We start from the raw sequence: 15,807 nt of genomic DNA, 5'->3' as shown, positions 1-15,807 counted from the left end.
CAGCAGGAGCGGCGGCCTCGCAAACGAAGACGACGCAGATGATGGTCGAAATGACCGTCAGGAAGGAAAGCTTTTTCTTTCCGTCACTCATATTTAATCCTTTGCTCAGTCTTGGACAGATTCGAGGCCCTAAGGTATTAAGGCAATTGCTTGGGCCTCGGTGAGCGGGCGACAGGAGACGAGCATCCACCGCCCGCAAACATGCTTTTAGAAGCCTTGAGGCTTAGAGCTGCTCGAGAGCCTCGAGAGCGGCGTGGAGCTCAGCCTTGGCGGAGTACTCGACACCCTCGTCGTTGAGCGGAGTGCGCTTGCCCAGGGCGGCAAGGAGAGCACGGATGGAGTGCTTGCGGTTCTCGGCCTCGACCCAGCACAGGGAGCGCTCGGGATCGTCCATGACCTCGTCGACGACTTCCTCGCCACGGGTGGCCGGCAGGCAGTGCATGAACTTGGAGTTGGGGCCGGCGAAGTTCATCATGTCCATGGTGACCTGATACTTGGGATAGAACACGTCCATGTAGTTCTCGCCCGAGACCTCCTCGTCGTACAGGCCATACCACACGTCGGTGTAGATGAAGTCGGCGCCCTTGATGCACTCGATGTCGTCAGAGATGACAACCGAGCCGCCGGAGACCTTGCAGTTCTCCTCGGCGATGGCCATCATCTGCTTGCCGAACTCGGCGCGCTCCTCGGCGGTGCCAACGTGCAGGCCGCCGTCGGGGATCTGGTGGCCCTTAGGTCCAAACTGGACAAACTTCATGCCGACCTTGGAGGCGATGAACATGAGGGAGACGCAGACCTGGGTGGCATCGCCGATGAAGGCCAGGGTGCAGTCCTCGATCTTCTTGCCCTCGGGGAGGTTCTCGAGCATGGTCATGAGGTCGCCCATCTCCTGCGTGGGATGGTTGAACTCGGACATGCCGTTGATGACGGGCACAGCGGAGCCCTCGGCGAGGCCGACGACGTCCTTGTGACGGTCAACGCGAGCCATCATGATGTCGAGCAGCGAGCCCATAACGCGAGCGGTGTCGCCCAGGGACTCGTGACCGCCGAGCTGGATGGTGCCAGGGCCATAGAACTGAGCATGGCCGCCGAGGTCGGTCATAGCGGTCTCGAAGGAAAGACGGGTGCGGGTGGAGACCTGCTGGAAGATCATGCCAAGGCTCTGGTTGCGGAGCAGGTGCGGATAATAACCGTCAACCTTGATGGCCTTCTTCATTGCCAGGCCAAGATCCTCGATAGCCAGGATCTGCTCTTTGGTGAAGTCGTTGGTGTCGATGAAATCCTTAGGCAGTGCCATATCGATTTCCTTTCCGCCGGTCTTGCCGACTTATTTACTGTGAGGCGCTCGTACATCACACCTCGTGTTGACAAGACCATCATTCACCCGTGTGCAATTTTTACCTAGTTTATTCGGGATTAAAGACCGTTCACGGAGTTACACCCTCTATAAACCAATATAAACCCGCAGGCAGCGGGCTTGCAGGGGGTTTACCGTCTGGAACCGCGAACGGTATACGGCTATGCTATGTCTGGCGTCTAATCCGCAATGGAACGACCGGCTGAGACAAGTATACCCGTGGGATATAGCGGGCTCCATAAGAGTTTAAATGAGGCAGGACGGTGACAAATGGACACGCTCATGTTCTTCTATACCTTAGCGATACTCGTAATCTGTATTGTGACGGCAGTGCTTTCGCTTGCCGCCTACGCCTCGTCCCATCGACGCTTCTTTATCTATGGCAGCGGCGTTTTTATTTGCTACGCCATCGAGATGACCGAGATCTTCTTTTTTGAATACACGTTGCAAAACGAGACTTTTCCGGCCAGCGACTATTACGCAATTACCATGCCTGCGTTTCGGACCCTTGTGGCGACCACTTCACAGGCTTTTATTTGGCTGATTGCCATGGACTTGCTCGATAAGCATTCAAAAAAGCAGTTCACTATCCCCGTCTTAACGTTTTTGCTGTTAGAGTCGCTGACTATCGTCGCTGTCCCCTCCGGCCCCATGCGTCAGTGGCTCTACTACACGATGCGTCAGGTATTCCTTGTCTTTGTGGGACTGTATATCTTTTGGACGGCTCATAAAAGTACGGAGGTTGAGCTGAAGGCACGCGTTAACAACCAGCGAAAGCACCTGATTATCGGCGCTATTCTGGTCGGTTGCATCGTTGCCGAGGATTTCTACAACATCCTTGTCATCCCCATGAGTCTGGCACCCTCTTGGCTGCAGCTTTATCTATCCGAGCGCAACTTTAGCGAGAACGTCTTTGCGTGCTACTTTGCGATTCTGCTGATCATCTACTCATACCACGTGCTTTCAATTCGCATGGAGAAGGCACCCGAGGAAAAGAACGTCAACGATCTTGATCGACACATCGAAGAGCAAATGCCCTTCTATCGCAACGCCTACAGGCTCTCCAACCGCGAGGCCGAGGTTTTGCGTCTGGTTGTGCTGGGCAAGTCGAACCAAGAGATTGCTGACGAGCTATTCCTTGCCGTGGGCACCGTCAAGACCCACATCCACAACATCCTGGTCAAAACCGAGCAGCAAAACCGCACCACGCTCATCCTCCACTTTTGGAAGCGTTAACCTGCCAAAAAGGGACAGGTTTATTTTGGTAGGTTTTATCTGGGCAAACGCCATCCGCCGCAAGAGAGCTGCTTTCCCTTGCGGCGGTCTTCTAGCAGTAAGACCAAGTGAGTAGACTTTTTGCAGGAGGTCGAGCACAGCCCTAAACGCCGCGGCTCTGACCTGCGATTTTATTGAACATTTGTCGCGATGTGCTCGGCATATCTAAATAAGTCTACTCACTTGCATCCGAGACGCACCAGATAGGCAAATAACCGCCGCGAAGGAAGGGTTACGCGGTTTTACCAAACCGCATAACGGCTCGACGCTGCAAGCGCCCCTGAGCGAGCAATCTGACGTTCAGTCGTCGGTCGCGTACAAAAGTACGCTTCCCTCCTCTTTCACGTCACTTTACTAGCTTAGGGGCGCTTTCGCTGACTTATGCTCAACCTACAATGATTCCAAACTGGATGAGTTACTCGCTGTAGCGGGTGGCTATGGCAGCTCGCACCATTCCGGTGCTCATGAGGTAGGTCACCAGGAAGTAGCCACCGTACGCTGCCAGGAAGATCGCGCAGGTGAGGCCCACGGTGCCGCCGATGCTCATATTTCCGAATATGCTCACCAGCTCGATAATCACCTTAAGTGCCACAAAGGAGTGCGCCAGGCCCACTGCCAGCGGGAACAGGAAGAATACCGCCTGCTGCGCCATCACCGAATGGCGAATCTGGCGGTCGTCGCAGCCGATCTGTGCCAGCACACGATAGCTGCGGCTGCCGTCGGCCACGTTGGAGAGTTGCTGGATCGACAGAATCGCCGCGCATGCAACGACCAATACAAAGCCGATGTAGATGGCTAGGTAGCTAATCATGCCGTTCATCTGCGCTGCTTGCGCGTACATCTCGGAGCGTGTGATGAAGATTCCCCACGATCCCGGCTCCTTGCCGTCAACGAGCAGATTGTCGAGCACAGTGTATTCAATGCTCTCGTCTGCCTCGGTCGTATCCATCCCCTGTTTGTAGTTAACGAGCAGGCTACTGGAATACGGCTGCAGATTAAGTTGGGACAACAGCTCGTCGGCAACGACGACGGTACCCGGATTACTGCCCATCGCCGAGTTGGCGATGGCCGCCGTGTCCTCGTCCGACTTATCGGTTGCGGGCTTGAGCGTATGCCCGCCCAAGGTAAGGGCATGGCCGCCGGCCATATACTTGGTGTACAGGTCGATCAGCTCACCGCCCATATCACACGTAAGCAAGTACTGGTCGCGGCCAATGCTCACCGGCTGCTCGCCCATCATCTGACGCAGCTTGTTGTACTGGCTCGCCGGCGTCACAAACAGACCTATCGCATCGGGCTTGCTACCCCCGAACGCCTTGGGAAGCTTTTCGCCCATGGTCTTGCACATCTCACCCGCAGACACCGAAGGGCTCGAACCGCCAAACGGGTAACTTAGATACGAATCGATCTGCACATGCTCACCGGCAACATCGGCGATATTGACCTTCTTGCCGGTCTCGTCGTTGTTGTCCGCCGACTTGTCCTTACCGTGCCATGCGGAGTACAAATCGACCGTACTATCGGCCAGCACCATGCGATCGGCCTCAGACGGATTGACATACTCTTTGTAGTAGTCGAGCGTATCGGGCGTGTAATAGACATACGTCTGCGACATATCGGCCGGCGTATAGCGCTCCAGATTCTCGTTCATCACATTGGCAATCGACATACCGCACGTCACCGAGGTGATGGCCAAAAACAGGAGCATCGCGATGACGCCCATCGAAAAGCACACCGTGTTGACCTTGGCCGCAAGCTGGCGCACGATAAACATGTTGAGGCCGCGCCAATACACGCCGCGCAGGCTCTGCAGCAGCTTGATAAGCATGCCCGAGAGTCCCCAGAACAGGGCAAAGGTGCCCACGGTAACCATAGCGGTCGTAATGCCAAACTGGTTCATGGCCTCTTGCAGCTTGCTGTCCGTCGCGGTTAGCGGGAACCCATCACGTAGCAGACGGTAATAGGCCACGCCCACAAGCACCACGCCCACGGCAAAGATGGTAATCGCGATCCAGGGGTTGCGTGTCTTGATGCTCTCGTTGCGACGCTCGGCACCCATAAGCTCGATGAGTTTGGTACGACGCACGGCGCGAAGGTTCAGCAGTAGCGTGAGCACAAACATTACGAGCATGCAGGCAAGGGTCAGGTTGAACGCATGCACCGAGAAAAAGAAGTGGAAATTGGCGATCTGTGTCTTAAAGAGCGAGGCCGTAAAGAACGTCATGAGCTGGGAGAGTCCCACACCCAGCACAATGCCGGCGACAAAGGCCACAACCGATACTATCACGGTCTCGAGCGCCATGATCGTGGCGACGCGCCCGCGCCCCATACCGAGCACCTGGTACAGGCCAAACTCCTTCTTGCGGCGTTTCATGATGAAGTTATTGGCATACACCATCAAAAAGGCCATGACACCGGCCAAAAAGTACGTCAGGTAGCCGAGCATGCTGCCCATAACCTGCGCCAAGCCCTCTTCATCGATTCCGGCGATGTCGACCTGCATCGAGATGGTGTTAAAGGCATAGAAGACCGTGACGCCCAGGGTGAGCGTCAAAAGGTAGACGAGGTAGTCGCGGCCGGCGCGGCGGACGTTGCCCCAAGCGAGTTTACAGAGCATCGGAGCCCTCACCGCCCATCATGGCAACGACCTCCATAATGCGGTCGAAGAACTCGCGGCGGTCGGTGTCTCCGCGGCGCAGCTCGGTGAAGATCTTGCCGTCGCGAATAAACAGCACACGGCTCGTGTAGCTGGCGGCAAAGCTGTCGTGCGTGACCATGAGCACGGTGGCGCGCAGGCGGCGGTTAAGGGCCTCCAGGCTCTCGAGCAGCAGGCGAGCGCTCTTGGAATCGAGGGCGCCGGTGGGCTCGTCGGCCATGATCATGGTGGGGTCGGTGACGAGCGCGCGAGCCGCGGCAACGCGCTGCTGCTGACCGCCGGACATTTGGTAGGGATACTTGTCGAGCACCTGACTGATGGACAGGCGCGCTGCCACATCCTGCACGCGGGTCGAGATCTCTGCCGAGCTTGTGCGGGCGATGGTGAGCGGCAGGGCGATGTTCTCGCGTGCCGTGAGCGTATCGAGCAGGTTGGAGTCCTGGAAGATAAAGCCAAGCTCCTCGCGGCGGAACTGCGAAAGCTTAGCCTGCTTCATGCGCGTCACGTCCTGGCCGTTGATGCGGATCGTGCCACTTGTGGCGCTATCGATGGTCGACACGCAGTTGAGCAACGTCGACTTGCCCGAGCCCGAAGCGCCCATGATGCCAACGAATTCACCGCGGTTGACGGTAAAGCTGACGTCGTTGAGCGCGCGGGTCACGTTGCCCAGCGCTCCGTATACCTTTTCGAGATGCACGACTTCCAGTACCGGAGTCGCCATGTGCGTGGTTTGCATACCGAGTCCTTTCTTGCGATTAGTCTACGGCATCTATAGTCGCAAGAAGCCGAGTCGGCTACCATCGATATCGCTTACGCTTGCCTTACCGTTGCGTAAGGTAGGGGTAGTCTTTTTGGGACGGGGCTTTTTTAGCTACCCTATCCGTAGCCTTCGAAGCATGAGGCCGCATTTGACATAGGGCAGCTAAAAAAGCCCCGTCCCAAAAAGACTACCCAAATGAGCTGCCTTGTCATGTGTTGATGCTGAGAGAGGACTCCTGTTGAAGACTGTTCATGTTGCCGCTGGGATCATTCGCAAGGAAGGATCTGACGAGCTGCTTGCCGTGCAGCGCGGCTACGGCGACATGCGGGGACTTTGGGAGTTTCCCGGCGGCAAGCTCATGCGCGGCGAGACGCCCGAGGACGCCGTACGCCGCGAGCTCACGGAAGAGCTGCAGGTAAAAGTCACCAACCTGCGCGATTTTTACACCGTTGAATATGACTACCCCGATTTTCATCTCTCAATGGAGTGTTACTACTGCTCGCTGGCTAAAGAATCCGATGAGCCCCAGAAGCACGACCGCCAGCTCGATATCCGCTGGATTCCGCGCACCTCGCTTGCCACGGTGGAATGGATGCCCGCCGACAAGGGGCTTATCGATGCTCTGATTGAGCTGAAGGAAGATCGGCTTGAGGCCAACGGCGCCGCCGATGACGCCACGCCCAACACGGCCGACAAACCCGCCACCAAGCCCAAGCGCGCACCTAAGCGCCGCAGCAAAAAGCGTCCCAAGCCAGGTCTGCTCGACGGCATCGATACCTCGGACCTCTCCGCTGACGAGCGCGAACTGGTGCGCCGTCGCGCCGCTATAAAAAAGTCCATGAAGGGCAACAAGCGCGCCAACACCAAACCCGAGCTGCTCGTTCGCCAGCGCCTGCGGGCAGCGGGCCTTACGGGATACCGTCTGGAATGGAAGGTACCCGGCAAGCCCGACATCGCCTTTCCCGGGCGCAAGATCGCCATTTTCGTCAACGGCTGCTTTTGGCATCGCTGCCCTAAGTGCAATCCGAGCCAGCCCAAGCGCAATGTTGAGTTTTGGGAGGCAAAGTTTCGCCGCAACGTCGAGCGCGACCGAGCCGCCATCGATGCGCTTACCCAAATGGGCTGGACGCCCATCACCGTCTGGGAATGTGAGCTCAAGAAAGACCGCATCGACGCCACCATGGAAAAGGTCATCGAACAGGTACGCGCCGCCGCACCGCAGCGCTAACAGCGATCATTCACACGCTCCGCACGTCCGCGCCACATCCGAGCCGTAAACCCTAGAAAGCCCTTAAGCTCAAAACCTTTCTAGAGTGTTATTCGATACCTTTAACCTGGGGTTTCATTGTTATAACAAACCTGATTAAGCCTTTCTTTAGTGCTTCTTTGCAGCAGCCGCGGCATAATACTGCCAACGAACGGGACCTAGCAGCACACCCCGTGCGCAACCTTTTGGTGGACATCGAGGAGGCCGCATAAGCATGCATTCTTCCAATGACGCAGCACAGCAGCCATCCCTAAAACATGCAGACCTTTTCTCCTTCCCCCCGACACAGAGAAACGGCCTCCTCGACTCCCCCACCACAAAAGCCAAACGCTCAACCGATCAGAATCTCAACTTGCGAATATCCTTCGATAAGCTCCAAGCATCCCTAAACAAGTCATTCCCCAACCAAGCCCGGGCATACTAGTCCCCCATCAACAAAGCGTCCCTAGCGCCCCACCCCTTCATCCCCAACGCCACAAGGGCGATCGAGCAGGGCCGTCTGGAAACGGAAAAGGGCCTATCTCTCAGAACATTCCGCAGGACGGAGGAAGCCCCGCAGCGCGTAGCGCGCAGCGGGGCTTCCGACATGTCCGAGGACGTTCTGAGAGATAGGCCCTTTTCCGTTTCCGGACGGCCCGGTGGGATCAGAGTACCCTTGCTGTTACTCTGCTTTGCCCACAGAGTTGAGGTTGGTCATGCGGATCTTAACCAGCTCGGTGATCTCACGCATGCCCTCCTTGGCCGGCTTCTTGGGATCGAAGCAGGCGGGGTTCTCGGCCATGTAGGCCATGAAGCCCTTGGTGTAGGCCTGACGCAGCTCGGTAGCGTAGTTAACCTTGCAGATGCCGTTCTTCACAGCCTCGGCAACCTGCTCATCGGGCACACCGGAAGTGCCGTGCAGAACCAGCGGCACGTCGACGGCGTCGCGGATAGCCTTGACCACGGACTGCTCGATGTGCGGATCGCTCGTGTACACGCCGTGGCTGGTGCCAACGCCAATGGCCAGCGAGGTGCAGCCGGTGCGCTCGACGAACTCCTTGGCCTCGGCAGGATCGGTGTAGGGGTTCTCGCCCTCAACCGCGGGACCGTCGTCCTCCTTGCCGCCAACCTTGCCGAGCTCGGCCTCGACGGGCACGCCCATGGCGCGGCCAGCGTCGGCGACGGACTTGGTCAGGGCAATGTTGTCCTCGAAGGACTCATGCGAGCCGTCGATCATGACGGAGGTGTAGCCCGTGCGGAAAGCCTGCATGCAGCGGTCATAGCCATCGCCGTGATCGAGGTGCAGAGCGACGGGCACGGAAGCGCGCTCGGCAGCGGCCTTCACCATGCCGTAGAAGTAGTCCAGACCAGCGGTCTTGATGGTGCCCGGGGTGGTCTGCATGATGACGGGGGACTTGGTCTCCTCGGCAGCGGCCAGAACGGCCATAACAAACTCGAGGTTCTCGACGTTGAACGCGCCGACGGCGTAGTGACCGGCCTGAGCGTCCTTGAGCATCTTTTCGGTGGTAACAAGTGCCATGAGCGTTTGCTCCTCTCCCTCGCCCGCATCTGGACATCGGGCGTAGTTGTTCACAAGGCGTTTTACCTTGCGTTTTACTGCGCTCATTGTATGAAATTCAGCGGCTTTGCACGTGCGAGATATTGAGTCCATGCAGGCCAATACAGTCGTTTTTGAAAAGTAAACGGAAGGAATCGGAACCGAGTGGGCGTGTTCGATATTGAATTTTGAGCGTTTAGCGTCTTTCTTTTATAGAAAAGATAAGTAATCGAAAGGTGTTTTCTTACTCAAAAAGAAAATGAACGAAAATAGAGTCAACACAATTCCTGCAAATATAGCCGAGAATGGAGCAAACATGGCCCAAACTACCAACCGTGCTTTTGCTGACGAGCGCCGTACCGCCATTATGGAAATACTCGAGCATAACGCCTCGGTGCAGGTAGCAGAAATCGCCCAGACCTTTGGTGTGTCCTCCGTCACCGCCCGCGCCGACCTGGACGCGCTCGCCGAAGCAGGCAAGCTGCGTCGCACACATGGTGGTGCCGTATCGCTCCACAAACGCCTGACCGTCTCCACGCAAGATCGCCGCATCAATGTCAACGTCGCCGCCAAGCAGGCCATCGCGCAAAGCGCCATCGAGCTCGTTAATGACGGCGACACGCTGCTCGTCGACTCGGGCACCACGGCGCTCGAATTCGTCCGGCTCCTCGATCAGCGCGACGGCATCACCGTTATCACGGCCGACATTACCATCGCCGATTATATTGACGAGAGCATGCCCTCGGTCGATGTCGTCATGCTGGGCGGGGCACTGCGCAAAGGTCATCGCTATCTGTACGGCCCACTTACCATGCAGGCGCTCCAAATGGTCCACGCCGACCTTGCCGTCATGTGTCCTGGCGCTTTTGTTCCCGGCTGCGGCTTTACGACCGACTTTCCGCAGATGGCCGAGACCAAAGCGGCTATGGTCGGTGCCACCCGTCAAAGCGTCGCCCTCATGGATGCCAGTAAGGTCAACGGACGCGGCATGTACCGTTTTGCCGAGCTTGCCGACGTCGACATCATCGTGATGGACAGCGACCCCGACGCCGCCGTCGCCACCTCAATCGCCGAGGCCGCCGACAGCGCACGTCCAGCCCTCATCATCGCCGGCGCTTAAACAAAAACCACCACAAAGGGCCTGTCCCCTTTGTGGTGGTTTTGCCCGTTAAAAGCGAAATATCGCTACTTGGAAAGCTCGTCGGCGAGGGCCTCGATCTGGGCGCGCGATGTGTCGTTGAGCGATCCCAGCACGGTCACCTTGTTCTGCGCCAGGGTGATGTCCTTCATGCCCTCGAGCTCCTTGGTCATAACCTTGGCAGCGGTGGGCGCCCAGGAACCGGCCTCGACGAGCGCCACGGTGCGGTTCTGGTAGGCATGCTCGGCGAGCGTGTGGATAAAGGTGCTCATGAACGGGAAGATCTCGCCCTGATAGGTGATGGAGGCGAGCACCAGGCGGTCATAGCGGAACGCATCCTCAACGGCCTCGGCCATGTCGTCGCGAGCCAGGTCAAAGACGGAAACCTTCTGGCCGCGAGCCTCGAGCGCTGCGGCGAGCTCCTCGACAGCGGCCTTCAGATGGCCGTAGACGCTCGCGTAGGCAATGGTGATGCCCTCGTCCTCGGGCTGGTAGCTCGACCAGGTGTTATAGGTGTCGAGGTAATAGCCCAGATTCTCGGTAAGGACAGGACCGTGGAGCGGGCAGATGATCTGGATATCCAGATCGGCAGCCTTTTTGAGCACGGCCTGCACGAACTTGCCGAACTTACCGACGATGCCAAAGTAGTAGCGGCGAGCCTCGCAGGCCCAGCCCTCGGGATCCTCGATGTCGTTGGCGCCAAACTTGCCAAAGCCGTCGGCGCTAAAGAGCACCTTGTCGGTGGCCTCATAGGAGAAGAGTACCTCGGGCCAGTGAACGTTGGGGGCGCCGATAAAGGTCAGGCTGTGGCCGCCCAGGTCGAGCACATCGCCCTCTTTGACAACCATTTTGCGCTCGGGGAAGTCGGTGCCAAAGTAGTTGACCATCATGCGGAAAGCACCCATGCTGGCCACAATCTGCGCCTGGGGATAGCGCTCCATAAAGGCGGCGATACCGGCGGAGTGATCAGGCTCCATATGATGGATGACCAGGTAGTCGGGCGTACGGCCATCGAGCGCGGCCTCGAGGTTGCCGAGCCACTCGTCGACAAAACCACCGTCGACCGAATCGGCGACAGCGATCTTTTCGCCCAAGATAACGTAGCTGTTGTATGCCATACCGTTCTCGGACACATCGTACTGGCCCTCGAACAGGTCAATGTCGTGATCGTCGACGCCAATGTAGCGGATATCCTTGGTGATCTCCATCAGGCAAAGCCTCCTAGATAGACAAAATAACTTGTCTATCATAGCACTTGGCAGCATTCCAACTGTTATCTGCCGGCATCCTTACCGATTGTTATTGAAATACGACAAATCGTCGTTTACCTGCGCAAACTATGAGCGTGGCATCGCCGTGCTATGTCGAATAATGAGCTGGCCGGGAATACGGATAGCAACGGTTTTGCCCGCCGTACCCGCCTCGGAAACCGCGTGCTCAAACACCTCGCGTCCACGCTGATGTAAATCGAATCGAACGGTCGTGAGCTCGTTATGCGCGACAAAGTCGTCGAGCGAATCGTCGACGCCCACCACGCTTACGTCCTCGGGCACGCGCAGGCCGCTATCACGCAGCGCGGCAATCGCGCCATTTGCCATCTGATCGTTTGCCGCATAAATCGCCGTCATGGTGCGATCGTGCTCGGCCAGGTACCTGCCGGCCTCGTAGCCGCTGTTGGCAGACCAGTCGCCCTCGAGCGGCGCCTGCGGCTTAATGTGCTTATGCTCGAGCGCATCCTGCCAGCCGGCGCGACGAAATTGCTCGTCGACCGAGAACGACGGGCCGCCAATATAGCGAATTTGCTCGTGCCCCAGCTCAAACAGATGATCCATAAGCAAGAGCGAGCAGCCGTAATGGTCGGAGTCGACCGTGGTCACCCGCGGGTGCGCGTACATGGTAACAATAACCGTGCCAATGCCCGGCAGCGGATCAAACGTCTCAAAATCGGGCGCCATGCGGCTCATGCCGATGATGATGCCGTCCACCGGCAGCGCAGCCATACGACGCGTGGCCTCGGCAAGCGAAAACTCCTCGGTCTTGGACATCTCGACCAGCGTGATGGCGCAATTATGCTCGCGAGCAGCGCTGGCGATGCCGTCGATCATTGAGAGGTTGCCAAACTTGGTGATATCGTTGACGCACAGACCGACCGAATGGTAACGGCCGTCGCGCAGCGAGCGGCCGGCATAACTCGGACGAAAACCGAGCTCTTGCATAGCGGCCTGCACGCGCTGGCGCGTCTGCTCGTTAACGTTGGGCAAGCCGTTGGCGACGCGCGAAACCGTCTGCTGCGAAACGCCGGCAGCGCGGGCGACATCGGCCATGGAGACCGGACGCGTACCTGTATCGTTGAACGGGCGCCTTGCCACAGAATCACCTTCACCCTTGCGAAATCTGAATAGCGTGCATGCCGACCCGGGCAGAAACACACCCCACGCCGAAGCCCGCTATCGTCGGACGCATGTTAACGTACTCTACTTTTTCTATCTGTATCTCTTCTGCTTTATAAGTCCATACGGCGGTACCGTTCACGGCTGTAATTCTACCGACTACCGGATTCTCAAAAAGTGACAAGCGATCTGTTATGAGTACGTTAACATAGCCCGTAACGTGCGGCATCGTGAACACTTGGTTCATGCCGCTTCAAGTTGTTAACGTACTCATAGCGACGCAAAACTCGCCCGTGCGCGCCAAGGAAAGGACTCCCATGACCACCCCCGACGAAAAGACACTCACCTTGCTCACCAAGCTGTTTGAGGAGGAGTTTGGACCCATCGGCGACCGCCAGGTGCTCTACGTGCACGCACCCGGGCGTTCTGAGATCAGCGGCAATCACACCGATCACGAGGGCGGCCATGTTATCGCCGGCTCGCTCGATGTCGCCGTTGACGGTATCGCCGTGGCAACCGACTCCAACAAGATCCGCGTCGCCGACGAGGGCTATCCTACCTTTGAGATCACGCTCGATACGCTAGATGTTCAGGAGTCCGAGAAGGGCACGTCCGCAAGCCTCGTCCGCGGCATGGCCCATGAAATCGCCGCTCTGGGCGTTGAGCCCCAGGGCTTCGACTTCGCCTTCACCTGCTCCGTCCCCTCGGGCGGCGGTCTTTCCAGCTCTGCCGCCGTCGAGGCGGCGTACGGTCGTGCCATGGAGACGCTCTGGGGCGCACCCGCCATCGAGCCCGTCGCGCTCGCCCAGATGAGCCAGCGCACCGAGAACAACTATTACGGCAAGCCCTGCGGTCTGATGGACCAGGCCGCCGTGTGCCTGGGCGGCCTCGCCTACATGGACTTTGAGGACCAGGCTCAGCCTAAAACCCAGAAGCTCGAACTCAACTTTGGGGATCACGGCTACGCGCTCGTGCTCGTTAAGGTTGGCGCCGACCATGTGGCAGCTACCGACGACTACGCCGCCGTTCCGCGCGAGATGCAGGACGTCGCCGCCGAGTTTGGCAAGACACGCCTGTGCGAGGTAAACGTGGCGGATTTTGACGCCAAGCTCCCCGAGCTACGCGCCAAGCTGGGCGACCGTGCCTGCCTGCGCGCCGTTCACTACTGGTATGAGAACGGCCTGGTCGATAAGCGCTGGGCAGCCCTTAGCGCCGGCGACATCGACCAGTTCCTGGTCCTGACGCGCGAGTCCGGTGCCAGCTCCGCCATGTACCTGCAGAATGTCGTCGCCAAACTGGGCTCCGAGCAACCTTCCATGTATGCCTTGGCGCTGGCCGAGCATGTGCTCGACGGCCGCGGCGCGGTCCGCATCCACGGTGGCGGCTTTGGTGGCACCATCCAGGCCTTCGTGCCGCTCGACCTGGTCGACACCTTCATCACCAAGATGAACGGCTGGCTGGGCGAGGGCTCTGCCCGCCACTACGCAATTTCTGACAAGGGGGCTTACGCGGCATGGCTGTAATGACTGATGTGCGCGAGGCCGCGCAGGGCCTGATTGAGTATGCCATCCATCGATCCATGATCGGACAGGATGACCGCATCTGGGCCTACAACACCATTCTCGAGTGCATCGGCGCCACGGGTCCTGCCCTCGACATGGCTTGGGCGATGCAGAACGAGAAGCTCTCGCTCTTGCACCCCGATACGCTCCCCAATTTTGACCTGGAGGGCACGCTTGCCGCGCTTTCCGAGGACGCCGTTGCCAACGGCGCTGCCGAGGACACGGCGTCGGGCCGCGACCGCATCGCCATGCGCATCATGGGCGCGCTCATGCCGAGGCCTTCGGTTGTAAACGAGGAGTTCAACGGACGCATGGGCGTCAACGAGCCCCGCGCCGCGACCGACTGGTTCTATGGTCTGTGCTGTGACGCCGGTTACGTGCGCCGCGCCGCCATCGCGCGCAATATCAAATGGAGCACCCCCACCAACTGGGGCGACCTGGAAATCACCATTAACCTGTCGAAGCCCGAGAAGGACCCGCGCGACATTGCCGCGGCCGGCGCCGCAAAGAACACGGGCGAGAAGTATCCCGCCTGTCAACTGTGCATCGAGAACGAGGGCTACCCTGGACGCTCCGCCGCAGCCGACGGCGGCGCCCATCCCGCTCGCCAGAACCTGCGCGTTATTCCCATCCAGCTCAACGGCGAGCGCTGGGGCTTCCAGTACAGCCCGTACGCGTACTTTAACGAGCACTGCATTGCTATGAGCGCCGAGCATCGCCCGATGCACGTCGACCGTAAGGGACTGACCTGCCTGCTCGATTTTGTGGACCTGTTCCCGCACTACTTTATTGGCTCCAACGCCGACCTGCCCATCGTGGGCGGCTCGATTCTGTCGCACGACCACTTCCAGGGCGGCGCGCACGAGTTCCCCATGATGCATGCCGCCGAGGTCTCGCAGTTTAACGTGCCCGGCTTTGACCAGGTCAGCGGCACCGTGTTGCAGTGGCCGCTCTCGGTGCTGAGACTGCGCTCGCACGACCGCGCCCAGCTGCTCGACGCCGCCGAGAAGATTATCCTCGCCTGGCGCGAGTGGACCGATGAGTCTGTGGGCGTCATCGCACACACGGCCGACGGCGTGGCGCATAACACTGTGACGCCCGTCATCCGCCGCGTCGACTCTCGCGGCAATGCCGGCGGCGAGATCTACGAGGCCTACCTGGCGCTTCGCTGCAACATCACAACCGACGAGCATCCGCTGGGCGTATTTCACCCGCATGCCGAGTACCACCATATTAAGAAGGAGAACATCGGCTTGATCGAGGTCATGGGCCTGGCCATTTTGCCGCCGCGCTTGGTTCCCGAGCTCGGCGCTGTCCGCGAGCACTTGCTGGCAGCCAAGGCCGATGTCAGTTACGACCTTGCCGGCGCGCTCGAGGGCGACGACCTTTGCCGCAGCCACGCCGCATGGGCCGAGGACGTCTTTGCCCGTCGCGCCGACGAGCTTACGGCGGATAGCGCCATCGACATCCTGCACGAGGAGGTCGGCATGGTGTTTGGCCACGTGCTCGACAACGCCGGCGTTTTTAAATGGGACGAAGCCGGTCGCGCCGCCCAGCAGCGCTTTATCAACTCGCTGTAATGATCCCTTGGGGACGGAGGAAAACGGATCATTTCGTCTTCAAGACAACGGCGCCCGCCGACAACATTGCCGGCGGGCGCCGTTTTATTGGCCAGTCATTGGGGACGTTCTTAAACGACTAGTCATTAAAGAGCGTCCCCAATGACTACTTGCGACCAAGACAACGCCGGTGTCTTGGCAACGACAGACACTATGACCCAATCCGAGGGCACTAAAAAGATAGGAGCCCCCGCTCGTGACCGCGGGTCGGGGCTGCGACAATGATGTTGAAGTGCCATAGGCGCA

At 58.7% G+C, this 15,807-nt stretch carries 11 protein-coding genes; 5 read left to right on the top strand and 6 right to left on the bottom strand.

The window, feature by feature from the left end:
* Window positions 1-223: 223 nt before the first annotated feature.
* Window positions 224-1,297 carry a putrescine carbamoyltransferase gene (ptcA, locus tag ACTQ40_RS09270; protein ID WP_154514956.1) on the bottom strand — a complete coding sequence of 358 codons (1,074 nt, stop codon included), beginning with the start codon at window positions 1,295-1,297 and terminating at the stop codon, window positions 224-226.
* 330 nt (window positions 1,298-1,627) lie between these two features.
* On the opposite strand from ptcA, the gene ACTQ40_RS09265 reads away from it, so the two are divergent.
* A complete protein-coding gene (locus tag ACTQ40_RS09265; RefSeq protein WP_441555041.1) occupies window positions 1,628-2,593 on the top strand; it encodes a response regulator transcription factor in 966 nt (321 codons plus the stop codon).
* A 454-nt stretch (window positions 2,594-3,047) separates the two neighbouring features.
* Here the strand turns inward: ACTQ40_RS09265 and ACTQ40_RS09260 are convergent, their stop codons facing one another.
* Both ACTQ40_RS09260 and ACTQ40_RS09255 read right to left on the bottom strand, forming a co-directional pair.
* A complete protein-coding gene (locus tag ACTQ40_RS09260; protein WP_441563948.1) occupies window positions 3,048-5,249 on the bottom strand; it encodes an FtsX-like permease family protein in 2,202 nt (733 codons plus the stop codon).
* Entirely contained in the window at window positions 5,239-6,024 is a 786-nt protein-coding gene (locus ACTQ40_RS09255; RefSeq protein ID WP_427728561.1) for an ABC transporter ATP-binding protein, read from the bottom strand. Before ACTQ40_RS09255 ends, ACTQ40_RS09260 begins: the two co-directional genes overlap by 11 nt.
* Window positions 6,025-6,286: 262 nt before the next feature.
* Here ACTQ40_RS09255 and vsr point away from each other — a divergent pair, with 262 nt between their 5' ends.
* Window positions 6,287-7,276 carry a DNA mismatch endonuclease Vsr gene (gene vsr / locus ACTQ40_RS09250; RefSeq protein WP_441563946.1) on the top strand — a complete coding sequence of 330 codons (990 nt, stop codon included), beginning with the start codon at window positions 6,287-6,289 and terminating at the stop codon, window positions 7,274-7,276.
* Between the two features lie 700 nt (window positions 7,277-7,976).
* Here vsr and ACTQ40_RS09245 read toward each other — a convergent pair.
* Entirely contained in the window at window positions 7,977-8,834 is an 858-nt protein-coding gene (locus ACTQ40_RS09245; protein ID WP_441563944.1) for a class II fructose-bisphosphate aldolase, read from the bottom strand.
* Between the two features lie 334 nt (window positions 8,835-9,168).
* Between ACTQ40_RS09245 and ACTQ40_RS09240 the strand changes: the two genes are divergently transcribed.
* A complete protein-coding gene (locus ACTQ40_RS09240) occupies window positions 9,169-9,972 on the top strand; it encodes a DeoR/GlpR family DNA-binding transcription regulator (RefSeq protein ID WP_441560777.1) in 804 nt (267 codons plus the stop codon).
* A 65-nt stretch (window positions 9,973-10,037) separates the two neighbouring features.
* Here ACTQ40_RS09240 and ACTQ40_RS09235 read toward each other — a convergent pair whose 3' ends face one another.
* Both ACTQ40_RS09235 and ACTQ40_RS09230 read right to left on the bottom strand, forming a co-directional pair.
* Window positions 10,038-11,198, bottom strand: coding sequence for an FprA family A-type flavoprotein (locus ACTQ40_RS09235; protein WP_195838506.1), 1,161 nt, complete (start codon window positions 11,196-11,198; stop codon window positions 10,038-10,040).
* A 129-nt stretch (window positions 11,199-11,327) separates the two neighbouring features.
* Entirely contained in the window at window positions 11,328-12,314 is a 987-nt protein-coding gene (locus tag ACTQ40_RS09230; RefSeq protein WP_441563951.1) for a LacI family DNA-binding transcriptional regulator, read from the bottom strand.
* Between the two features lie 383 nt (window positions 12,315-12,697).
* Here ACTQ40_RS09230 and ACTQ40_RS09225 point away from each other — a divergent pair, with 383 nt between their 5' ends.
* Window positions 12,698-13,903 (top strand): galactokinase, encoded by a 1,206-nt coding sequence (locus ACTQ40_RS09225; RefSeq protein WP_441563942.1) that lies wholly within the window; start codon window positions 12,698-12,700, stop codon window positions 13,901-13,903.
* Entirely contained in the window at window positions 13,894-15,522 is a 1,629-nt protein-coding gene (locus tag ACTQ40_RS09220) for a UDP-glucose--hexose-1-phosphate uridylyltransferase (protein ID WP_441031286.1), read from the top strand. The genes ACTQ40_RS09225 and ACTQ40_RS09220 overlap by 10 nt, the downstream gene beginning before the upstream one ends.
* Window positions 15,523-15,807: the final 285 nt, after the last annotated feature.

Origin of the sequence: Collinsella sp. Sow4_D11, from assembly GCF_052116465.1 — a bacterium.
Taxonomy (GTDB): Bacteria; Actinomycetota; Coriobacteriia; order Coriobacteriales; family Coriobacteriaceae; genus Collinsella.
Note: the sequence above shows the minus strand (reverse complement) of the source record. Positions and strands in the feature narration are given on the sequence as shown.